General features: G+C 67.7%; 19 protein-coding genes and 1 other RNA gene. 19 read left to right on the top strand and 1 reads right to left on the bottom strand.

The window, feature by feature from the left end:
• From FV242_RS04860 to murD, 12 genes are all read left to right on the top strand, one after another.
• A partial coding sequence (locus FV242_RS04860) for a transposase (protein ID WP_147938126.1) occupies positions 1-519 on the top strand: 519 nt, incomplete at its 5' end.
• A gap of 1,205 nt (positions 520-1,724) precedes the next feature.
• The gene (locus FV242_RS04865) at positions 1,725-2,870 is read left to right on the top strand and encodes a DUF2235 domain-containing protein (protein WP_147938127.1); all 1,146 of its coding nucleotides are present in this window, start codon (positions 1,725-1,727) and stop codon (positions 2,868-2,870) included.
• A gap of 133 nt (positions 2,871-3,003) precedes the next feature.
• Positions 3,004-3,984 carry an aldo/keto reductase gene (locus tag FV242_RS04870; protein ID WP_147938128.1) on the top strand — a complete coding sequence of 327 codons (981 nt, stop codon included), beginning with the start codon at positions 3,004-3,006 and terminating at the stop codon, positions 3,982-3,984.
• Between the two features lie 550 nt (positions 3,985-4,534).
• Positions 4,535-4,975, top strand: coding sequence for a VOC family protein (locus FV242_RS04875; RefSeq protein WP_147938129.1), 441 nt, complete (start codon positions 4,535-4,537; stop codon positions 4,973-4,975).
• 52 nt (positions 4,976-5,027) lie between these two features.
• Positions 5,028-5,426: RNase P RNA component class A (gene rnpB / locus FV242_RS04880), an RNA gene on the top strand.
• 404 nt (positions 5,427-5,830) lie between these two features.
• Positions 5,831-6,898: a 16S rRNA (cytosine(1402)-N(4))-methyltransferase RsmH gene (gene rsmH / locus FV242_RS04885; protein ID WP_246692599.1), complete on the top strand. Its 1,068-nt coding sequence runs from the start codon at positions 5,831-5,833 to the stop codon at positions 6,896-6,898.
• Entirely contained in the window at positions 6,895-7,308 is a 414-nt protein-coding gene (locus tag FV242_RS04890; protein ID WP_147856841.1) for a hypothetical protein, read from the top strand. The genes rsmH and FV242_RS04890 overlap by 4 nt, the downstream gene beginning before the upstream one ends.
• Positions 7,309-7,314: 6 nt before the next feature.
• Entirely contained in the window at positions 7,315-9,225 is a 1,911-nt protein-coding gene (locus FV242_RS04895) for a penicillin-binding protein 2 (RefSeq protein WP_147938130.1), read from the top strand.
• Positions 9,226-9,235: 10 nt separating this feature from the next.
• Positions 9,236-10,696, top strand: a complete 1,461-nt coding sequence (locus FV242_RS04900; RefSeq protein ID WP_147938131.1) for a UDP-N-acetylmuramoyl-L-alanyl-D-glutamate--2,6-diaminopimelate ligase — start codon at positions 9,236-9,238, stop codon at positions 10,694-10,696.
• A 31-nt stretch (positions 10,697-10,727) separates the two neighbouring features.
• Complete coding sequence (locus FV242_RS04905; protein WP_147938132.1) at positions 10,728-12,179, top strand: UDP-N-acetylmuramoylalanyl-D-glutamyl-2,6-diaminopimelate--D-alanyl-D-alanine ligase; 1,452 nt, start codon at positions 10,728-10,730, stop codon at positions 12,177-12,179.
• 100 nt (positions 12,180-12,279) lie between these two features.
• Positions 12,280-13,365 carry a phospho-N-acetylmuramoyl-pentapeptide-transferase gene (gene mraY / locus FV242_RS04910; RefSeq protein ID WP_147938133.1) on the top strand — a complete coding sequence of 362 codons (1,086 nt, stop codon included), beginning with the start codon at positions 12,280-12,282 and terminating at the stop codon, positions 13,363-13,365.
• Between the two features lie 207 nt (positions 13,366-13,572).
• Positions 13,573-14,937 (top strand): UDP-N-acetylmuramoyl-L-alanine--D-glutamate ligase, encoded by a 1,365-nt coding sequence (gene murD, locus FV242_RS04915; RefSeq protein ID WP_147938134.1) that lies wholly within the window; start codon positions 13,573-13,575, stop codon positions 14,935-14,937.
• A gap of 97 nt (positions 14,938-15,034) precedes the next feature.
• Here the strand turns inward: murD and FV242_RS04920 are convergent, their stop codons facing one another.
• Positions 15,035-16,510 (bottom strand): PAS domain-containing methyl-accepting chemotaxis protein, encoded by a 1,476-nt coding sequence (locus tag FV242_RS04920; RefSeq protein ID WP_147938135.1) that lies wholly within the window; start codon positions 16,508-16,510, stop codon positions 15,035-15,037.
• A gap of 284 nt (positions 16,511-16,794) precedes the next feature.
• Between FV242_RS04920 and FV242_RS04925 the strand changes: the two genes are divergently transcribed.
• The 7 genes from FV242_RS04925 to FV242_RS04955 all read left to right on the top strand — a co-directional run bounded on the left by FV242_RS04925 (position 16,795) and on the right by FV242_RS04955 (position 22,700).
• A complete protein-coding gene (locus tag FV242_RS04925; protein WP_147907439.1) occupies positions 16,795-17,961 on the top strand; it encodes an FtsW/RodA/SpoVE family cell cycle protein in 1,167 nt (388 codons plus the stop codon).
• A complete protein-coding gene (gene murG, locus FV242_RS04930) occupies positions 17,958-19,067 on the top strand; it encodes an undecaprenyldiphospho-muramoylpentapeptide beta-N-acetylglucosaminyltransferase (protein ID WP_147938136.1) in 1,110 nt (369 codons plus the stop codon). The genes FV242_RS04925 and murG overlap by 4 nt, the downstream gene beginning before the upstream one ends.
• A gap of 131 nt (positions 19,068-19,198) precedes the next feature.
• The gene (gene murC, locus FV242_RS04935) at positions 19,199-20,605 is read left to right on the top strand and encodes a UDP-N-acetylmuramate--L-alanine ligase (RefSeq protein ID WP_147938137.1); all 1,407 of its coding nucleotides are present in this window, start codon (positions 19,199-19,201) and stop codon (positions 20,603-20,605) included.
• A gap of 5 nt (positions 20,606-20,610) precedes the next feature.
• Positions 20,611-21,150, top strand: a complete 540-nt coding sequence (locus tag FV242_RS04940) for an endonuclease domain-containing protein (RefSeq protein WP_147938138.1) — start codon at positions 20,611-20,613, stop codon at positions 21,148-21,150.
• Complete coding sequence (gene murB, locus FV242_RS04945) at positions 21,147-22,094, top strand: UDP-N-acetylmuramate dehydrogenase (RefSeq protein WP_147938139.1); 948 nt, start codon at positions 21,147-21,149, stop codon at positions 22,092-22,094. Before FV242_RS04940 ends, murB begins: the two co-directional genes overlap by 4 nt.
• 29 nt (positions 22,095-22,123) lie before the next feature.
• On the top strand, positions 22,124-22,357 hold the full coding sequence (locus tag FV242_RS04950; protein WP_147938140.1) for an AbrB family transcriptional regulator: 234 nt from the start codon (positions 22,124-22,126) through the stop codon (positions 22,355-22,357).
• Complete coding sequence (locus FV242_RS04955) at positions 22,344-22,700, top strand: type II toxin-antitoxin system PemK/MazF family toxin (protein WP_147938141.1); 357 nt, start codon at positions 22,344-22,346, stop codon at positions 22,698-22,700. Before FV242_RS04950 ends, FV242_RS04955 begins: the two co-directional genes overlap by 14 nt.
• Positions 22,701-22,722: the final 22 nt, after the last annotated feature.

Consider the following 22,722-nt stretch of genomic DNA (forward strand, 5'->3'; position numbering starts at 1 on the left):
TGGATCTCGGATCGCTACACCGCACAGCAGGGCCACGCGGCTGCGCACCAGACTTGCCTCGCCCATCTCGCCCGGGACGTCGCCTATGTCGTCGAGGTGAGCGACGACCCCGTGCCCTGGCGGCTGCAACTCTGGCTGCACTCCGTGTTCACCCTAGCCGAGCACGTCACCGACTTGGCCACCTCGACGCTGGCCGCCAAGCGCCGGAGCCTGGATCGACAGCTCGGCGCCATCCTCGCCACACCGAGCGGCTGCGACCTGACCCGAGCCCTCCAGGCCAAGATCAGACGGGCTCGCGATCAGCTCTTGGTGTTCCTCGCCCATCCCGGTCCGGTCGAGCCGACCAACAACGGCTCCGAGCGGCTGCTGCGCCCGGCCGTGATCCAGCGGAAGATGACCAACGGCTACCGCGCGATGTGGGCCGCCGAGGGCGAGGCCGACATCCGCACCGTCGTCGATACCGCGCGCCTCGCAGGCCGCAGTCCCTTCGGCACCATTCTCAAGACCATCGGCGCCTGAAACCAGCCATCAATGGCGTGGGTAATTACTCTCACGGCTCAGCCGCTCAAGATCACTTCGGCTTATCCCAGGAGGAAATCAGCGAAACCCAACCCGCGCAAGGGGGTGGGTAATTACCTTTTTAGAATAGCTCCAATGAGATCGCAAGGCTTTCGGTGCCGATTCGACGAGCCAGGCGTCAGACGGTCTACATCGATTTGCTGATGTTCCAGCAAAAGTAATCTCTTTAGAATCAACTTATTGTTTTCGGATGCGTCTAGAAATTTTACATAAAAATCCGAACTTTCGTGGCCAGATCGCAGTCGTTAGCTGGTACAGCGTTAGTATGTTGTCGGCTTTCGAGTAACGACTCAACTTCATATGTCCACCTCTTCCGAAATTTCAAGTTGGCTAACGGACGGCCGCCTTGGGGGAGCGCCGACAGCCGTCCGAACAGCTGGATTGGGTCATCAAAAAGCTGTCCGCTTCTCCAGTGCTTTTTCCCCGAAGCGGACCGGCCGCTGTCGGCCAAACCCGGACGTTCAGGCTGAGCTGAGAGTGTCGCTTTAGGACATCCCATAAAGGCTACGTTTGCCACTATGGGAACGGCCAATGGCGCGATACAAGTGCTTACTGAACGAGCAGCCGAATATGCCAGCAAGCTTAGATAGATGTTCTAGTGACGGCGTGTATTCGATTGAGGTTGCGAACAAGGACTAGGAGGGGGAACCGAGCAAATTAACCGGAGCGTGGCGGAGTGGGATCTGGGCATATTAACGATACTACTAACACTTCATACGACCCTTTTATGTCTCCAAAAGCTAAAAAATACCTTATTGATCAGGGCTTTACTCGGAAAACCCAACGTAAATATCTAGTCATGCGCTCGACTAACTGTCGAATTCGATCCGGAGCATCAGCGGTCGACCGATGCTGGCATCGCGGTAGGGTACGGCCCCGCATGCAGTCGTGGAGGATTGTAGCCAACCCGGGTAACGCCTCTATTTGGCCTACGACAGCATCAAGCGTCGGCCTGTTGCCTCCGCCTTTCCGCGCCTACGTCTTGGCGGACGGCCGAAGATCACCGGTAGGGTAGATATGAGTCCGAGACCGACCGTCATTCAGGGGCAGTCACCAAACTTGTGACGGCCCACATAGAGATTAGTTTCAAACAGTCCTAAATCATTACCGGCGGTCATTTAGCGGCGATCGCGGGGGAGGTCCCGATGAAACGGATCGTGGTTTGCTGCGACGGCACCTGGAACAATGACGACCTCCAAACCGACGACACAAACGTTGCGCAGATCGCCCGCTCGATCCACGGGTCGGTCGAGACAGGCGAGGCCTCGTTCCAAATCGTGCTCTACCTTCGAGGCGTCGGGACAACCGGCTTGACGTTGGAGACGTTCATCGAGGGCGCGACCGGATTCGGCATCGACGATAACATAAGGTCAGGGTACCAGTTCATCGCTCAGAACTACGTTCCCGGTGACGAGATTTTCCTGTTCGGATTCTCGCGAGGCGCTTTCACTGCCCGTAGCCTAGTCGGCTTGATGTCCGCTTGCGGGGTCCTGAAGCGGCAATCTCTGGCATCGCTGCCGGACGCTTGGGCGTACTACCGCTCCTCCAAGCCCCATTCGCCGAAGGATTTCGCTGTCAGATCCAAAGCCCAAGTCCACGACGGCGTGACGATCGAATTTTTAAGCGTGTGGGACACGGTAGGCAGCCTCGGCATCCCCGGCACCCTCCTTGCTGATGCCAACAAGAAGGCCTTCGCCTTCCACGATACAAGCCCTTGCTCCATCGTGAAGACGGCCGTCCAAGCCCTGGCCATCGACGAACATCGCCACAACTTTATCCCGACCTACTGGACGGGCACCGCGCCGGCCGGCTCTTCGGTCCAGCAGGTGTGGTTCGCAGGCGCGCATGCCGATGTCGGAGGCGGCTACAACAACCGAACGCTCGCCGACATTCCGCTGGTCTGGATGGCGAGGAAAGCCGAGGCGGCCGGTCTCGCGATCGATTGGGATTGTTTGCCCAAGGGACAGCTGGACGCGGGGGCGCCCGCCCACGACTCGTCATCAGGGCTGTTTGCCCTCGACCACTTCCGCCCAACGCTACGTCGGATCGGTGAACGTCCGTGTGATGCAGCGTTCAACGAGAGCCTGTATATCGCCCAGGACGAGAACGGACGGCCGATTCAAGCGATCAACCAGGCGGTGCACCGGAGCGTGATCAACCGCTACGGCAAGCCCGCTCAGCTGTGCACCGACGACGGGAGTGGAACGTGTTCGTCTGCGATCTACCAGCCTAAGACCCTGCAGCCTTACTTCGATAAAAGAGGTTTCTCAGGCCTGCCGGTCGTCGACTAAGCGCAGAAAGACCGAGTTCGGAAGGCCGCACGCCAACGGTGGGCGAGGGCTGAGTGAGCCTACCTTCTGCGCCGAACTCCAACCGATCGACGCTGCACCCATCGACAATTAAACTCACCGCGAGGAAAGCCGCATGGAGTACGTGAAGTTCGGTTCGACAGGGATCAAGGTCTCTCGCCTCTGCCTCGGCTGCATGACCTTTGGTGATCCCGAGAGGGGCGCCCATCCCTGGACGCTCGATGAAGAGAAGAGTCGGCCCGTCATCCGACAGGCCATCGAGCACGGGATCACCTTCTTCGATACAGCCAATGTGTACTCCGACGGCTCGTCGGAGGAGATCACGGGCAGGCTCCTCAAGGAATTTGCCAATCGCGACGACATCATCCTCGCCACCAAGGTCTACAACCGCATGCGACCCGGCCCGAATGGGATGGGCTTGTCGCGCAAGGCGATCATGCGGGAGATCGACGCCAGTCTGAAGCGACTTGGAACAGACTATGTCGACCTCTACCAGATCCACCGCTTCGACCACGACACACCCATTGAGGAAACTTTAGAGGCGCTCCACGACGTCGTGAAGGCGGGCAAGGCGCGTTACATCGGCGCCTCCTCGATGCCGGCCTGGCGCTTTGCCAAGGCGCGGTATGTCTCACGTCTGCACGGCTGGACGGAGTTCGTCAGCATGCAGAACCACGTGAACCTCCTCTACCGGGAGGAGGAACGGGAGATGCTGCCTCTATGTGCCGAGGAGGGGGTGGCGGTGATGCCGTGGAGCCCACTGGCAAGAGGGTGGCTCACGCGTCCCTGGGACGAGACGACCGATCGGCTACGAACGGATGATGCGCTTCACCGATTCTACGGTAAGACCGAGGACGCGGATCGCAAGGTTGTCGATGCGCTTGGCGAGGTCGCTGAGCAGAGAGGCGTACCTCGCGCTCAAATCGCGCTGGCATGGCTTCTCAGGAAGGGCAAACAGGTCACACCGATCATCGGTGCGTCTAAGCCGAATCACCTGACCGACGCTGTTGCTGCGTTGACGCTCGAGCTGACTGACGAAGAATGCTTGGCGCTGGAAGCACCTTACATCCCGCACGAAGTGTCAGGTCATAGCTGATCCTGAGGCATGCGCTGAGCATGCTGGAGTGGCGAGGAGGATCAGGGGGGAGGGAGCTCGATCCTGAGGCTGAGACCGAAGAGCCAAACAGGCTGATTCGGGCCAGCGATCAGGCGGGGTAAATTTCCGACCAGGGATGGATCGGGCGATCTGGAGTAGCGAAGGGGAGCCGCGGAAGGTGAGCTCGAACGACAGCTCAGGGTGCGGATAGCGGCATAATAGCGATACTGCTCTGCTTCCCCTTCGCGAACTCGATCATCCGCCTTCCCGCAGAGCTGTTTAAAATCAGAAGTTTACACCATCACGTCGTTGCGCCGATCGCCAGCGTACCGACCCAACCGTCCAATTCGAGCCTCGTGGAAGATACCGGAACCCCTCAATGACCTCGGGCCGATAGCAGCTCAGATGCGGCCTACTCACCGGCTCATTCAACGCTAGCTATCGCGGCGATCAACCGGCTGACGCGGGCGGACGCCCCGCAACCAAGCTCGTGTCAGTTTCTTGCCAGGGACCATAAAAACCCTGCTGATATCAATAGGATAGCTTCCCTATGGAATTTCTGCACACCATGGTCCGGGTGGCCGATCTCGACCGGGCGCTCGCCTTCTACGTCGGCGCGTTCGGGCTTAAGGAAGTCCGCCGCGTCGAGAACGAGAAGGGCCGCTTCACCCTGGTCTTCCTGGCCGCCCCAGGCGATGTCGAGCGGGCACAGGCGACCAAGTCGCCGCTGGTCGAGCTGACCTACAATTGGGACCCGGAGACCTATTCGGGCGGCCGCAACTTCGGGCACCTCGCCTACCAGGTCGACGACATCTACGCCTTCTGCACCCAGCTCCAGGACAAGGGCGTGACCATCAATCGCCCGCCCCGCGACGGCTACATGGCCTTCGTGAAGTCGCCGGACGGCATCTCGATCGAGATCCTGCAGAAGGGCGCCGCCAAGGAGCCGCAGGAGCCCTGGACGTCGATGGAGAACACCGGCAGCTGGTAATCCATCTGCGACTCTTGACCCGGACGGCGGCGCGGGCGCATCTGCCCGCGGATCAGCCGGCCGGGCGGCCGCTCCGGGTGCATCAGCGTCCGGGGAGGAAAGTCCGGGCTCCATGGAGAGACGGTGCCGGATAACGTCCGGCGGGGGCGACCCCAGGGACAGTGCCACAGAGAGCAGACCGCCCCGGACGCGTCCGGGGTCAGGGTGAAAGGGTGCGGTAAGAGCGCACCGCGGACGCGGCAACGCGGACGGCACGGCAAACCCCACCGGGAGCAAGACCGAATAGGGGCGGCGCGCCCTTCGCGAGAAGGGCAGGCCCGCTCTCCAGGCCAGTCGCCCGGGTTGGTTGCTCGAGGCGGTCGGCAACGACCGTCCCAGAGGAATGGCCGCCACGTCGGCGCGCGCGAGCGTTCCGGCCTTACAGAACCCGGCTTATAGGCCGGCTGATCCAACCACCCCCGGACCCCTCCGGCGCGGCGATCGCGGACGAGCTCTACAAGCTCCGCGAGGTGCCAGATTCGCGCCCGGCAAAAACCTTCGGTTAACCGTACCGGGGTCAGATCGGTCGGCTCGCCAGCGCCAGGCTCGCGCGTTGACGATCCTCCGAGGCCCATGATACCCGGCATCCTCCCGTCAACGGCGTGTATCGGATCGCCGGACGTAACCTGCACAGGTGCAGGTCCCGTCCGTGCGCGGCGTTTCGCGCGCTCCGCATCCGGTGCCGTTCCCGTCACGCGCGCCGCGCTCGCGCGGCCCGGCACAGGGCACCATGAGACGCACGAGCCGCATCCGCGCCGGAATCCCCGGATCGCGCCGAACCCCCGATTGTCCCCGCACCGGCCCGGCGAGGCGCGCATGATTCGGCGCCGCCCCCCGGCCGAGACGGCGTCCGCGCACCGCGACGGGCCTGCCTCATCCGCCCAGCCTCACGTGCCGGTTCTGCTTGGCGAAGTCGTCGAGTCGCTCAAGCTCGAGGGCGGCCTCGCCGTCGACGGCACCTTCGGAGCCGGCGGCTACACCCGCGCGCTGCTGGCGGCCGATTCGACGCTCAAGGTGATCGGCATCGACCGCGACCCGCTGGCGATCGCCGGCGGGCAGGCCCTGGTCTGCGAGGCCGGCGGGCGCTTGCGCCTCGTGCCGGGCCGGTTCGGGGATCTCGACGCGTTGCTCACCGAGGTCGGCGAAAGCCACGTCGACCAAGTCGTGCTCGATATCGGCGTCTCGTCGATGCAGCTCGACGTCCCGGAGCGGGGCTTCTCGTTCCGCAACGACGGCCCCCTCGACATGCGGATGGGCAATGACGGCCTTAGCGCCGCGGACCTCGTGAACGAGGCCGACGAGACCGTGCTGGCCGACATCATTTATCATTACGGTGAGGAGCGGCGCTCGCGGGCCGTGGCCCGGACCATCCACGAGGCCCGCCGCCGCGGCCGGATCGAGACCACCGCCCAGCTCGCCGAGCTGGTCGCCAGCGTGGTGTGGGTCGAGCCCGGCAGCCACATCCATCCCGCGACCCGGACCTTCCAGGGCCTCCGGATCGCCGTGAACGACGAACTCGGCGAGTTGGTGCGGGCGCTCCACGCCGCCGAGCGGGTCCTGGCCCCGGGCGGGCGGCTCGCGGTTGTGACGTTCCATTCTCTCGAGGATCGGATCGTCAAGCAGTTCTTCGCCGCCCGCAGCGGCCGGGCCGCCCAGGGCTCGCGGCACCTGCCGGTCGGCCAAGCGGAGACGATCCGCAGCTTCCGCCTCGTCACCAAGGGTCCGGTCCTGCCGGGCGAGGCCGAGATCGCCCGCAACCCGCGCGCCCGCTCGGCCAAGCTCCGGGCCGCGGAGCGCACCGAATCCGATCTGCCCGAACCGCTCGCGGCGCTCCACGCGCTCGCGAGCCTGCCAGACGCCGCCCGCGGGGGCCATCGCCGATGATCCGCCTGCTGAACCTCCTGGCGGTCGCCGGCCTCGTGGCCTCGGCGATCTACGCCTACTCGATCAAGTACGACACGCTCTACCAGGGCGGTCAGGTCTCGAAGCTGCAGACCGCCCTGCACAAGGAGCGGCAGGCGATCGCGGTGCTGCGCGCCGAGTGGCAGCTCCTGACCCGGCCGGACCGGCTGCAGGCCGCGGTGGACAAGCACCTCGCGCTGGAGCCGATCGGGACCAGCCACCTGGCCCGCCTGTCGGACCTGCCCGCCCGCCCGGAGCGCGGCGACGAGATCGGCCGGCTGCTCGCCGCGACCGCGACACCCAAGGACAAGGGCGGGATCGAGCCGCGCACCACCGGCTCGATCACCCGCACCGTCACCACGACCCGCACCCCGAATACCGCTTCGAGGTAATCACCCGTGTCCGAAGACGCCGACCAGATCAGAGACGCGGCTGCCGAGGCGCAGATCTCGGAGCACGCTGTGCGGGAGACCGACGCACCGGCCCACGAGGCGGCGCACTACGCCGTGTCGGAGCAGGATGCGTCGGCGCTCGAGGCCGCCGCCCGGGCGCTGCACCCGGACATGCGTGCCGTCCGCGCCAAGGCGTTCGTGCGGAGCATGTTCCGGCTCGCCATCGAGCGCTCGCACATGCGCGTCGCTTTAGTCGGGCTGGTGTTCGTCGGGGTGTTCGGGACGATTTCGGCCAAGCTGCTGATGATGGCCGTGTTCGGCGATCCGCCGAGCCAGGAGCACCGGGTCGCGGCCGCGTCCTCGACGGCGTTCCGGCCCGACATCGTCGACCGCAACGGCGAGATCCTGGCCACCGACATCCGCACCGTCTCGGTCTTCGCCGAGCCCGGAAACATCTACGACAAGGACGAGGCGGTGGAGCTGCTGACCGCGGTCCTGCCGGAACTCAACGCCTCCGAGCTGCGCGCCAAGCTGTCCTCGCGCAAGGACAAGAAGGGCGCGGGCTTCGTCTGGGTGAAGCGCGAGCTCACTCCGAAGCAACAAGCCGAGGTCCACCGCCTGGGCATCCCCGGCATCGGCTTTCTGCCGGACCACAAGCGGGTCTACCCGAACGGTGTCGCCGCCGCCCACATCCTGGGCGCGACCAATCTCGACGGCGTCGGCATCGCCGGCATGGAGAAGTACATCGACTCGACCGGCCTCCAGGCGCTCAACAGCTTCGGGCTGGTCAGCAAGCAGGCCGACCTGAAGCCGGTGCAGCTGTCCATCGATCTGCGCGCCCAGTTCGCCGTGCGCGACGAGCTGGCCTGGGGCATCGACCACTTCAAGGCCAAGGCCGGTGCCTCGATGATCCTCGACGTAAAGACCGGCGAGGTCATCGCGTTGGTCTCGATGCCGGACTTTGACCCGAACGACCCGAAGGACGCGCTCTCGCCCGACCGCATCAACCGCATGAATGTCGGCGTCTACGAGATGGGCTCGACCTTCAAGGCGATGACGCTGGCCATGGCCCTCGATTCCGGCAAGTACAACGTCAACTCGACCTTCGACACCCGCGGCGGCGTGCTGAACTGGGGCCGGCAGAAGATCCACGAGTATCACGGCACCAACCGCGTCATCACCATGCCGGAGGTGTTCACGCACTCGTCGAACATCGGCTCGGCCAAGATGGCGCTCGGCGTCGGCGTACCCGGCCACAAGGCCTTCCTGAAGAAGATGGGCCTGCTCGACCGGCTCCGCACCGAGCTGCCCGAGAGCGCCGCCCCGATCGTCCCATCCCGCTGGACCGAGATCAACACGATCACGATCGCATTCGGCCACGGCATCGCGGTGGCACCGATCCAGGCCGCGGCCGCGGTCGCGGCCATCGCCAACGGTGGCGACCTGATCACCCCGACCTTCCTGAAGGCGGCGCCCGAAGACAAGGCCCGCGCCACGCACGTCCTCTCCGGCCAGACCTCCGAGGCGATGCGCTACATCATGCGCCTCAACGCGGCCGAGGGCTCTGCCAAGAAGGCGGCGGTCCCGTACTACTTCGTCGGCGGCAAGACCGGCACGGCCGAGAAGGTGATCGGCGGGCGGTACATCCACAACCGCCTCTTCACCACCTTCATGGCGGCGGCGCCGATGAACGACCCGAAATACCTCTTCATCACCATCATGGACGAGCCACAGGGCCTGCCGGAATCGGGCGGCTACGCCACGGCGGCGTGGAACTCGGGCGTCGTCACCGGCAAGGTGATCGAGCGGGTCGCCCCGATCCTGGGGTTGCCGCCGCAATTCGAGCCGCCGGTGCGACCGTTCCCCCAGATGGTCAAGCTCAATGCCTACCACATCAACCAGTTGGGCGGCCCATGATGGTGCTGCGATGATCGCCCGGCTTGCGGACCTTTTCCCGGAGATCGCCGGCCCATCCGCCGACCAGACCGTGTCGGCGTTGACCGCCGACAGCCGGCAGGTCGCGCCGGGCGTCGTGTTCGTCGCGGTGCCCGGCACGAAGGCCGACGGCCGCCTGTTCGCCGCGCAGGCCGCCGCACGCGGCGCCGTCGCGGTGGCCGGGGAGGGGGACCGCCCCGCGGACCTGCCCGAGGCGGTCGCCTGGATCGCCGTGGCGGATGCCCGCCGCGCGCTGGCGCTCGCCGCCGCGCGACTTGCGGGTGCACAGCCCGCCACCGTCCTGGCGGTCACCGGCACCGCGGGGAAAAGTTCGGTTGCCGACTTCGTCCGTCAGATCCTGTCCCGGCTCGGCCGCGACGCCGCGAGCCTCGGCACCGTCGGGATCGTCACCGATCGCGGTGCGGAATACGGCTCGCTGACGACCCCCGACCCGGTGACGCTGCACCAGACCCTGGCCAGGCTCGCTCGCGAGGGCGTCACGGACCTCGCCATGGAAGCGTCCTCCCATGGGATCGAGCAACGCCGCCTCGACGGCGTGCGTCTCGCGGCAGCCGGCTTCACCAATCTCGGCCGCGACCACCTCGATTATCACGCCAGCATCGAGGAGTACCTGGCGGCCAAGCTGCACCTGTTCACCGACTTGCTGCCGCAAGGCTGCCCGGCGATCGTCAACGCTGACGGCGCCTATGCCGAGCGGGTGATCGCGGCGGCTGAGGGCGCAGGGCGGTCGGTCCGCACGGTCGGACGGGCGGGAACGGATATCCGCCTCGTCTCCACGGGGACCGAGGGCTTCACCCAGGCGATCACGCTTCTGCGTGGGGGTGTGACCCGCACGGTGCGCCTTCCTCTCGTCGGCGACTTCCAAGTCGAGAACGCCCTGGTGGCGGCCGGCCTGGCACTCGCGACCCCGGCCGGCGCCGCCGACCCGGACGGCGTGTTCGCGGCCCTCAGCCACCTCACCGGCGTACCCGGCCGGATGGAGCGGATCGGCGAGGCGGGGGGCGGCCTGTGCCTGGTCGACTATGCCCACAAGCCCGAGGCACTAGAGAGCGTGCTGACCGCGTTGCGGCCGTTCGCGTCCGGCCGGCTCATGGTGGTGTTCGGCTGCGGCGGCGACCGCGACCGGGGCAAGCGCCCGCTGATGGGGGCGATCGCAGAGCGCCTGGCGGATGTCGTGATCGTCACCGACGACAATCCCCGCACGGAGGAACCCCACGCGATCCGGCGGGCAATCCTGGCGGCGGCGCCCAATGCGGACGAAATCGGCGACCGGGCCGAGGCGATTGGCTCGGCCGTGCGGCGGCTCGGACCCGGCGACGTGCTGGTCGTCGCCGGCAAAGGCCATGAAACCGGCCAGATCGTGGGAGATCGGACGCTGCCGTTCTCGGACCACGAGGTCCTGCGCGCCGCCATCGCCGAGGCCGCACGCTGATGGCGCGGCCAGATGGTGACCGGGGGCTGACATGACTGCACTCTGGACCCGCGACGAACTCGAAACCGCCACAGGCGGGCGCTTGCTCGGCGAAGGGCGCCCGATCGGCGGCGCGTCGATCGACACCCGCACGCTGCAGCCGGGCGACCTGTTCTTCGCCATCAGAGGCGAAGCGCGCGACGGCCACGACTTCGTCGCGAGCGCCCTCGGGCGCGGCGCCGGCGCCGCCGTGGTCAGCGAGGCCCGCGCCACGGATCTGGCCGCCCACGGCCCGGTGCTGGCGGTCCCGGAATCGGGGGCGGACCCGGTCCTGACCGCCATGACCCGTCTGGGCGAAGCCGCCCGGGCGCGCACAGACGCAAAGGTCGTGGCGGTGACCGGCTCAGTCGGCAAGACCGGGACCAAGGAGGCCCTTCGCCACGTGCTGGCGGGGCAGGGCGAGACCCACGCCTCGGCAGCCTCCTACAACAACCATTGGGGCGTGCCCCTTACGCTCGCCCGGATGCCGCGTGCCACCCGCTACGGCGTGTTCGAGATCGGCATGAACCACCCGGCCGAGATCGTGCCGCTGACCGCCCAGGTCCGGCCCGACATCGCTTTGATCACCACGGTCGAGCCGGTGCATATCGAGCATTTCGCCTCGGTCGCAGCCATCGCGGACGCCAAGGGCGAGATCTTCTCCGGCATCGAACCCGGCGGCGTGGCGATCATCAATCGCGACGGCGAGCATTACGACCGCTTGATCGCCCATGCGCGGGCGTCGCGCGCGGGCCGGGTCGTCAGCTTCGGCGAGCATCCGGACGCGGACGTGCGCGCCCAGACCATCGTGCTGCGCCCCGACCTGTCGGTGGTCGACGCCGTCGTGATGGGGCAGCCCGTCACCTACAAGCTCGGAACCGCCGGGCGGCATGCGGCGCTGAACTCGCTGGGCGTGATGGCGGTGGTCCACGCGCTCGGCGCCGATCTCGCAGAGGCGGCCCTGGCGCTCGCCGGGTTGAGTCCGCCAGTTGGGCGCGGCGAGCGCACCGCCCTCGAGATCGACGGCGGCACCGCCTACCTGGTCGATGAGAGCTACAACGCCAACCCGGCTTCGGTCCGAGCCGCGATCGCGACGCTCGCCGGCATCGAGACCGGCCCGCGCGGCCGCCGCATCGCGGTGCTGGGCGACATGCTGGAACTCGGCGCGACCTCCCACGACCTGCATCGCGGCCTCGCCGATGCGATCGAGGCCGCCCGGATCGACCTGGTCTTCGCCTCCGGGCCGCTGATGCGCCACCTGTTCGAAGCGCTGCCGGTGAGCCGCCGCGGCGGCGTCGCCGACACCGCAGCCGACTTGATCGAGCCGCTGACCCGCAACCTCCGGTCCGGCGATGCCGTGATGGTCAAGGGATCGAACGGCAGCCGCATGGGGCGGATTGTCGATGTGCTGAAAGCCCGCTACGCGGTCGACCCGGCGCGGCGCGGAATGGCCGCCGCCCCGTGATCCGTCCGTGATCCGCCCCATGATCGACACGCCCGAGCGTTCGCGACGATCGGTGCCGCTCCCCGAAACCCGCGCCTGAACAAAGGGGCCGAGCGCCCGGATGCTGTACCTTCTCTCGGAACTGAGCGGCACGTTCTCGCCGCTCAACGTCTTCCGCTACATCACCTTCCGCACCGGCGGCGCGCTGTTCACGGCGGGCCTGTTCGTGTTCTGGTTCGGGCCTTGGATCATCTCCCTTCTGCGCCTGCGCCAGGGCAAGGGCCAGCCGATCCGGGAGGACGGGCCGCAGACGCACCTGCTGACCAAGCGCGGCACGCCGACCATGGGCGGGCTGATGATCCTGGCTGGCGCCGTCGTGGCGATCCTGCTCTGGGCCAACCCGCGCAATCACTACGTGTGGGTGACCCTGACCGTCACCCTCGGCTTCGGGGCGATCGGCTTCTATGACGACTACCTCAAGGTGACGAAGCAGTCGCACAAGGGCTTTTCCGGCAAGTTCCGGCTGTCGCTGGAAGCGATGATCGCCATCGCGGCGTGCACGATCGTCTCCGTCTATTCGCCGGCCGCCCTGCAGAACCAGCTCGCCTTTCCCGTGTTCAAGGACGCGCTGCTGAATCTCGGCTGGTTCTACGCCCTGTTCGGCGCCTTCGTGATCGTCGGCGCCGGCAACGCCGTGAACATGACCGATGGCCTCGACGGCCTGGCGATCGTGCCGGTGATGATTGCGTGCGGCACCTTCGGAATCATCGCGTATCTCGTCGGCAACTCGTTCACCGCGAGCTATCTCCAGGTGAACTATGTCCGCGACAGCGGCGAACTCGCAGTCGTCTGCGGCGCGGTGATCGGCGCCGGCCTCGGCTTCCTCTGGTTCAACGCGCCGCCCGCCCAGATCTTCATGGGCGACACCGGCTCGCTGGCGCTGGGCGGCCTTCTCGGCACCATCGCGGTGGCGACCAAGCACGAGATCGTCCTGGCCATCGTCGGCGGCCTGTTCGTCCTGGAAATGATGTCGGTGATCATCCAGGTCGCGTCGTTCAAGCTCACCGGCAAGCGCGTCTTCCGGATGGCGCCGATCCACCACCATTTCGAGCAGAAGGGCTGGAAAGAGCCGCAGGTCGTGATCCGGTTCTGGATCATCGCGGTCATCCTGGCGCTCGCGGGCCTCGCGACCCTGAAGCTGCGCTGAGAAATTGTGCTAGACTATGTACCACTACGGCCGATCCCAATCGGGCCCTCATCCTGAGGTGCGGCCGCGAAGCGGGCGCCTCGAAGGAGCCCTCCAGCCGGCCGCGTGACCCCTGGAGGGCTCCTTCGAGGCCCGCTGGCGCAGGCACCTCAGGATGAGGGTGGTTGGGTGGGATCGGCGATGTTTCCACGTTGAATTGAGTTTCCCATGACACCCGTCACCGTCTTCGCGGGCCAGAAGGTCGCTCTGTTCGGGCTCGGCGGCTCGGGGCTGGCCACGGCCAACGCGCTGAAGGCCGGCGGCGCCGAGGTGATCGCCTGGGACGACAACGCCGACAGCGTGGCGCGCGCGCAGGATGCGGGCCTGGGCACACAGTATCTGCGCGAGGCCGACTGGTCCGGCTTCATGGCCCTGGTGCTCAGCCCCGGCGTGCCGCTGACCCATCCGGAGCCACACTGGACCGTCCGGCTCGCCCACGAGGCCGGGGTCGAGATCATCGGTGATATCGAGCTGTTCTGCCGGGAGCGCCGGGCGCAGTCGCCCGAGGCGCCGTTGGTGGCGATTACCGGCACCAACGGCAAGTCGACCACCACGGCGCTGATCGCCCACGTGCTCGCGCAAGCCGGGCGCGACGTGCAGATGGGCGGCAACATCGGCACCGCGATCCTGTCGCTGGCGCCGCCGGATGCCGGCCGCGTCCACGTGATCGAGATGTCGTCGTTCCAGATCGACCTGACCCCGGGTCTCGACCCCACGGTCGGGGTGCTGATGAACATCACGCCGGACCATCTCGACCGCCACGGTACCATGGAGCAGTACGCCGCCATCAAGGAGCGCCTGATCGCCGGCGCCGGGCTGGCGGTGGTCGGGATCGACGACGGCCCGAGCCGGGCGATCGCCGAGCGGCGCGCCGGTGACCTCGTGCGCGTCCACGTACCCGCCGGCGACGCGCTCTGCGCCGACGCCGTGACGGTGCGCGACGGCATCGTCCGCGATCCGGACGGGACGGCTTTGGCCGACATCAACGGCATCGGGTCGCTGCGCGGCGCCCACAACTGGCAGAACGCGGCGGTGGCGGTGGCGGTGGCCCGGGCGCTCGGGCTGACGCCCGAGGCGATCCAGGCCGGCCTGTCCTCGTTCCCGGGGCTGCCGCACCGGATGGAGGAGGTCGGGCGGCGCGGCGCCGTGCTGTTCGTCAACGATTCCAAGGCGACCAACGCGGATTCCACCGAGAAGGCGCTGACCGCTTTCCGGGACATCCACTGGATCCTCGGCGGCAAGGCCAAGGAGGGCGGCATCTTCCCGCTGGTGCCGTATTTCCAGCGGGTCGCCCATGCCTACCTGATCGGCGCGGCCTCGGACGCCTTCGCGGCTACCCTGGAAGGGGTCGTGCCCTACACGCGCTGCGAGACCCTCGACGTCGCGGTCCCCAGGGCCGCCGAGAACGCCGCCGCTTCGGGCGCCCCGGAGCCGGTGGTGCTGCTCTCGCCAGCCTGCGCCTCCTACGACCAGTTCCGCAACTTCGAGATCCGCGGTGACAGGTTCCGGGCGTTGGTGCAGGCGCTGCCCTAAGGGCATCGATCGGCAGGGTTTCGAAAGGTCGGGTACCGTTTGCAAGTGCGGAGCCCCACCGAAGGGATGAGCCCTTTGGAAACCCGGTCCGGGTCGGTCAGCGCGCCAGCACCCTGGCGGCGTCCCGCGTGGTCGCCACCGCCTCTGAGACCTCGGCCACGGCTTGCGCGATCGCCCCGATATTGCCGGTTATCGCCGTGACCGCGCCGGCGGCACTCTGCATGCTCTCGGCGAGGTCGCGGGTTACCGCGCTCTGCTCTTCAATGGCCGCTGCGGTGGACACCACGGTCTCGCGCATCACCGAGACCGAGGCCCCGATCGAGCCGAGCGCGACGACGACCTCCTGCGAGACCTGCTGGACGCTGGCGATCTCACTGTTGATCTGCCCGGTGGCGCGGGCCGCCTGGTCGGCGAGCGCCTTCACCTCGCTTGCCACCACTGCGAAGCCGCGGCCGGCCTCGCCGGCCCGCGCTGCCTCGATGGTGGCGTTGAGCGCCAGCAGGTTGATCTGGCCGGCGATGCTCTGGATCAGGCCGACGATGCTGGACATCGCAGTCGCGCTGTCGGCGAGCCGCTTGGTGTGGCCGTCCGCCTCGCGCACGCAAGCATAGGCGGTATCGGTGGCGCCCTGAGAGCGCACGATGCTCTGGGACATCTCGGCGACGGAGGCGGCGAGCTCCTCGGCCGCCGCTGCCACGGTCTGGACATTGCCGGAGGTCGAGTCCGCCGCCGAGGAGGCCAGGCGGGCGGCATCCGTGGAATGCAGGACCGCGTGCTCGATTGCGCCGAAATTGGTGTCGATCAGCCTGCGAAGGTCGGCCAGCAGGCGGACCTGATCGGTGATGTCGGTGGCGAACTTCACCACCTTGTAGGGTCGCCCCCCGGCGTCGAGGATCGGGTTGTAGGACGCCTGAATCCAGATCTCCCGACCGTCCTTGCCGAGGCGGCGGAACTGCGCGGCCTGATAGGTACCGTTGCGCAAAGCCGCCCAGAACGCCCGGTAAGCCTCGCTGTCCCGGTAGCCCGCCTCGACGAACAGGCTGTGGTGCTGCCCGACCACCTCGTCGCGGCCGTAGCCCATCGCGGTAAGGAAGTTGTCGTTGGCTTCGAGGACCATGCCATCGAGGTCGAAGGCGATCACCGCCTGGACCTTGTGGATCGCGGCGATCTGACCGGCGCGGTCGGCCTCCTCGGTGCGCTGCCGGGTGATGTCGGTGGCGAACTTCACCACCTTGTAGGGCCGGCCACGGGCGTCGAGCATCGGGTTGTAGGACGCCTGGATCCAGATCGGCCGCCCGCCGCGGCCGACCCGACGGAACTGGCCGGATTCGAACCCGCCGCCGCGCAGGCGCTCCCAGAACGCCCGGTAATCCGCCGAATCACGATATTCCGGGTCCACGAACAGGCTGTGATGCTGCCCGACCACCTCCGGCAGGGTGTAGCCGACCGCGTCGAGGAAATTGCCGTTCGCCGACAGGATGCGGCCGTCGAGATCGAATTCGATCAGCCCCTGGACGCGGTCGAGGGCCGCCAGCTTGGCCTGCGCTTCACGGACCTTCAGAGCAGCGAACATCTCGAACCGACTTCTGCTGTGCGGATCGGGCCTGGCAAAGCGGCGCATGCAACACGCCGGTCTCCGATCCTGGTGGGGATACACCTCCAAGTTGCACAACGAGAATTAACATTCGATGACATCGTCCACAGCATACCTCGGACGAATACGGTACTTCTTCCGCGCTGGGGAATCCCGGGCCGCGCCAGGCTCAGCCGGCCATAAGGCTCCGTTTACCATTCCCCCACAGGATCGACTCGACCGACGCGGACCGGCCTCCGCGCGGCCTGGAGTCGTTGCCCGGCATGATCTCACGCGCGGAACGCACACCCCTCACCGACTGGTGGTGGACGGTGGACCGCGGGCTGCTCGCGGCGCTGTTCGCGCTGATGGTGGCCGGCCTAGTCTTCCTGATGGGCGGCGGCCCACCGGTCGCCGAGCGCATCGGCCTGCCGACCTTCTACTTCCTCAACCGGCAGGCGCTATACCTTGCGCCGACCATCCTGCTGATCTGCGCCGTGTCATTCCTGTCCCTGCGCGGGGTCCGGCGGTTGGCGCTGGTCACCTGGATCTGCGGCGTCGCGCTCTGCCTGCTCGCCGGCAAGTTCGGCCCGGAGATCAAGGGCGCGCATCGCTGGATCCAGTTCGGACCGATCGGCCTGCAGCCGTCGGAATTCGTCAAGCCGGCCTTCGTGGTCGTGGCGGCCTGGGCCTTCTCGGAGGGCGCGCAACGCCGCGACATGCCGGGCGGCTTCCTGGCGATGCTGCTCCTGCCGATCACCATCGTGCCGCTGCTGCTGCAGCCCGATTTCGGCCAGACCATGCTGATCACCATGGTGTGGTGCGCGCTGTTCTTCGTCGCCGGCCTGCACCTGATCTGGGTCGCGCTGCTCGGCGTGCTCGGGCTCGGCGGCGTGTTCGCGGCCTACCTGTTCTTCCATCACGTCCGCGAGCGCTTCAACAAGTTCCTCGACCGCGATTCCGGTGGCGGCTTCCAGGATTTCTGGTCGCGGGAATCGTTCCGCTCGGGCGGCTGGTTCGGCACCGGCCCGGGGGAGGGGGTGGCCAAGCGGCACCTACCGGACGCACATACCGACTTCATCTTCTCCGTAACGGGCGAGGAATTCGGCGTGATCGTCTGCCTGTGCCTCGTCGGCCTGTTCGCTTTCATCGTGCTGCGCGGCCTCAAGCTCGCCCGGCGCACAGACGACACCTTCTCGCGCCTTGCGATCACCGGGCTGACCACCCTGTTCGGGCTCCAGGCCTGCATCAACATGGCGGTGAACACCCAGCTGATGCCGGCCAAGGGCATGACCCTGCCGTTCGTCTCCTTCGGCGGCTCGTCGATGATCTCCCTGGCGCTCGGCACGGGCTTTCTGGTTGCGCTGACCCGCAAACGCCCACGCACCGTCCTGCTCAGCCAGAAGCCACCCGGCACCGCGTCGGCCACTGTCGCCGGAGTGATGCGATGACGGTCTTCACACCCACGATCCTGCTCTGCGCGGGCGGCACCGGCGGCCACCTGTTCCCGGCCGAGAGCCTCGCCCACGCCCTGCGCGCCCGCGGCATCCGAGTGGCGCTCGCCACAGACGCCCGGGTCGACGCGATCTCGGGCGAGTTCCCGGCCTCGGAGGTGATCACGATCGCCTCGGCGACGCCCTCGGGCCGCTCGCCCCTGAAGCGGGCCGGTGCCGTGCTGACGCTCGGCCGCGGCTTCGGCGTCGCCGCCCGGGAGATCCGGCGGATCAACCCGGCCGCAATCGTCGGCTTCGGCGGCTACCCGACCGTACCGCCGGTCCTCGCCGGCCAGATCCTGCGGGTGCCGACGGTGCTGCACGAGCAGAACGCCGTGATGGGCCGGGCCAACGCCTTCCTGGCGCGGGGCGCGCGGACCATCGCCACCGGCTTCAAGGATGTCCGCGGCGTGCCCGACAAGGCGCGCGCCCCCCGCATCCACACCGGCAACCCGCTCCGCCCGGCAGTGATCGAGGCGGCCAAGGTTCCATACCCGCCGCTCGGCGACCGCGATGCCCTCCGGCTCCTGGTGTTCGGCGGCAGCCAGGGCGCCCGGGTCATGGGCGAGGTCGTGCCCGAGGCGATCGAGCGCCTGCCCGCCGACCTGCGCGGCCGCCTGCACCTCGTCCAGCAGGTCCGGCCAGAGGACTTGACCGCGGTGCAGAACCGCTACCTCGCCCTCGGACTCGCCGGGCTCGAGGCCGCTCCGTTCTTCAAGGATCTGCCGGCCCGGATGGCGGCGAGCCACCTCGTGGTCTCGCGATCGGGCGCCTCCACCGTGTCGGAGCTCGCGGCGATCGGCCGGCCCTCGATCCTGGTGCCGCTGCCCGGCTCCCTCGATCAGGACCAGGCCGCCAACGCCGCGACCCTCGACGCGATCGGCGCGGCGCTCGCCCTGAAGCAGACCGCGTTCACCCCGGATCGCCTCGCGGCCGAGCTGGTCGCCTGCTTCGAGACGCCGGCAAAATTGACCGCGGCGGCCGATGCGGCCAGAAGCGCCGGCATTCACGATGCCGCCGAGCGGTTGGCCGAGGTCGTCATCGAGACGGCCAACCGTGGGTAGCAATGGGGTTTCCGAAGGGCTCAGCCCTCTGGCGGGGTATCGGGGCGAAGCCCGACGGCAGGGCTCCACCCTGCACCCGCAAAAGGTCCCAGACCTTTTGAAACCATGACGTTACGGAAGGCACGAAACAGATGAAGCTGCCCGACAAGCTCGGCCCCATCCACTTCATCGGCATCGGCGGCATCGGCATGTCCGGCATCGCCGAGGTGATGAGCAACCTCGGCTACACGGTCCAGGGCTCCGACGCCTCGGACAACGCCAACGTCCGCCGGCTGGCCGAGAAGGGAATCCGCACCTTCGTCGGCCACCAGGCCGAGAACGTGGACGCGGCCGCCCTGGTGGTGGTCTCGACCGCGATCCGCCGGGACAACCCGGAGCTGCAGGCCGCCCGCGAGCGCCGGCTGCCCGTGGTCCGGCGCGCCGAGATGCTGGCCGAGCTGATGCGCTTCAAGTCCTGCGTCGCCATCGCGGGCACCCACGGCAAGACCACCACGACCTCGCTGGTCGCGACTCTGCTCGACGCCGGCAGCCTGGACCCGACCGTGATCAACGGCGGCATCATCAACGCCTACGGGACCAACGCCCGCATGGGCGAGGGCGACTGGATGGTGGTGGAGGCCGACGAGTCCGACGGGACCTTCCTCAAGCTGCCCGCCGATGTCGCCATCGTCACCAACATCGACCCTGAGCATCTCGACCATTTCGGTTCGTTCGAGGCGGTGAAGGACGCGTTCCGGCGCTTCATCGACAACATCCCGTTCTACGGCTTCGCGGTGATGTGCACCGATCATCCGGTGGTGCAGGACATGGTCGGCCATATCGAGGACCGGCGCATCATCACGTACGGCGAGAATCCCCAGGCCGACGTGCGCCTGCTGGATGTGGATCTGAAGGGCGGCCAGAGCCGCTTCCGCGTGATGATCCGAGACCGGCGTCCGGGCTTCCGCATGGAGATGGAAGATCTCGTCCTGCCGATGCCGGGCAAGCACAACGCGCTGAACGCCACCGCGGCGCTCGCCGTCGCCAACGAGCTCGGCGTCTCGCACGACGCCATCCGTCGGGCGCTGGCGGGCTTCGGCGGGGTCAAGCGTCGCTTCACCCGCACCGGCGAGTGGAACGGCGCCACGATCTTCGACGATTACGGGCACCATCCAGTGGAGATCAAGGCGGTGCTCAAGGCGGCCCGTGCCTCGACCGACGGCAACGTCATCGCGGTGGTGCAGCCGCACCGCTACACCCGCCTCGCCTCGCTGTTCGACGATTTCTGCACCTGCTTCAACGACGCCGACACCGTGATCGTCGCCCCGGTCTACACGGCCGGCGAGTCGCCGATCGAAGGCGCCGACCGGGACGCGCTCGTCGCGGGCCTGCGCTCTCGCGGCCACCGCGACGCCCGCCCCCTGGAGCGGCCCGAGGAGCTGGCCGGCATCGTAGGCGAACTGGCCAAGCCCACCGACTACGTCGTGTGCCTCGGCGCCGGCACCATCACGCAATGGGCCTACGCGCTGCCGGGCGAACTCGCCGCGCGGGGGAAGTGAGCGGGATGAGATCGGCCGAGCCGGACCGAACGCGGTTTCGGCGCCACCTTCGCGTCGCTCTAGCGGAAGCGAAGCGCCGACTTGGGAACAGCCCGGGGGATCGACGTCTCGCAGGCTTCAAGTTCGTCCGTCAGGAACCGATCGGGCGCTGCGTCGCGGATTATCGCTGTCGCGAGGCGCGCCTGATCGTGGAGATCGACGGCAGCCAGCACACGGACGATGCGCACGATCGGGTCCGGGACGAATGGCTGGCCACACGGGGCTACCGCATCCTCGGCGTCTGGAATGCCGAAGTCGCCGACAATACAATAGTGATTCAGGACACGATCCTGGCCGCGCTTCCCCTCTCTTCCCGCAGGCGAGGAGAGAGCTGCGACGACCTCGTCGTCGGCGCGGCGAGCCCGAAAGGCGAAGGTGAGGGGGCGGCTCCGGACGAGCCTTTATCGGAGCCGCCCCCTCACCCTCTGCTGCCGCCTCGATGCGACGACGACGAGGTCGTCGCATCCCGCTCCCCGCGTACGGGGAGAGGGGAGATCACCCCATGACCGCATCGCTCCACGATCGAATCCGCGCCGCCGCGCCGGCCCTGCGCGGGCGCCTGCTGGCCGACCAGCCGCTGGCCGACCTCACCTGGTTCCGCGTCGGTGGCCCGGCGGAGGTGCTGTTCACCCCGGCGGACGAGGAGGATCTCGCGCACCTCCTCGCAGCCCTGGAGCCCGACGTGCCGGTCACGGTGATCGGCCTCGGCTCCAACCTGATCGTCCGCGACGGCGGGGTGCCGGGCGTGGTCATCCGGCTCGGCGGCAAGGCGTTCGGCGGGATCGCGATCGACGGCGACGCCCTGCAGGTCGGTACCGCCGTTCCGGACATGCGCCTCGCGAAGGCGGCGGCCGAGGCCGGGCTCGACGGGCTCGCGTTCTACCGGGGCATTCCGGGCTCGATCGGGGGCGCCCTGCGGATGAATGCGGGTGCCCATGGCGGCGAGACCACGGACGTCCTGGTCGAGGCGCACGGCGTCGACAGGAGCGGAGCGCTGCGCCGCTTCAGCCACGCTGAGATGGGTTTTTCCTACCGGCATTCCGACGCGCCCGAGGACGTCGTTTTTACTCGTGCGTTGTTGCGCGGAACACCCGGGGACCGCGCCGCGATCGAGGCCGAGATGAAGCGGGTCACCGCGGCCCGCGAGGCCGCGCAACCGATCCGCGAGCGCACCGGCGGCTCGACCTTCGCCAATCCGGAGGGCGGCAAGGATCCGACGATGAAGGCCTGGCAACTCGTCGATGCCGCCGGCTGCCGCGGCCTGACGCGGGGCGGTGCCCAGGTCTCGCCGATGCATTGCAACTTCCTGATCAACACCGGTGGCGCCACCGCTGCCGATATCGAGGGGCTGGGCGAGGAGGTCCGGCGTCGGGTGCGGGAGACCAGCGGTGTCGCTCTGCGCTGGGAGATCCGGCGGATCGGCGTGGCCTCTGAGCCGGTAAGCCAGTAAGCTGTAAGTCGCGGCGAGGAACCGATGCGATGCCGGACACGAGCGCCCGCACCGCCTACTCGAAGATGTCGGTGACGAGTCAGACCGTGCTGCCCGCAGAGGTGCGCGAGCGCCTCGCCCTCGGGCCCGGTGATTGGGTGCGCTACCGGATCACGCCGGAGGGTATCCAGATCGACAAGGCTCCCCCGGCGGGCGAGGATCCGTTCGTGGCGTTCACACAATGGGGCAGCGCCATCGACGACGAAGATTATGCCGACCGCTAACGCCTTGGATTTCCCCGCCGGTTCGGTCGTGGTTGTCCCGTTCCCCTCTTCGGACCGGCTGGCCGAGAAGCGGCACCCTGCCGTCGTCGTCTCTGGAGCCGCGGTGGCGCGGGCCGGTTATGTTTGGATCACAATGATCACGAGCGCCCGAAACGCCGGCATGGCCGGCGACATCCCGATCGCGGATCTCGGTGCGGCCGGGCTCGGCGTCGCCTCCACGGTCCGCCCCTTCAAGATCGCCCGCATCGAACCCGGCAGCGTCCTTCGCGGCATCGGCGCTCTGCCACCGGTCACCGCGGAGGCGGCCTTTGCCGCGATCCATGACTGGGTCGGCCCAGCGTGACCCGATCCTCGACCCAGACTTC

This window comes from Methylobacterium sp. WL64, from assembly GCF_008039945.1.
Taxonomy (GTDB): Bacteria; Pseudomonadota; Alphaproteobacteria; order Rhizobiales; family Beijerinckiaceae; genus Methylobacterium.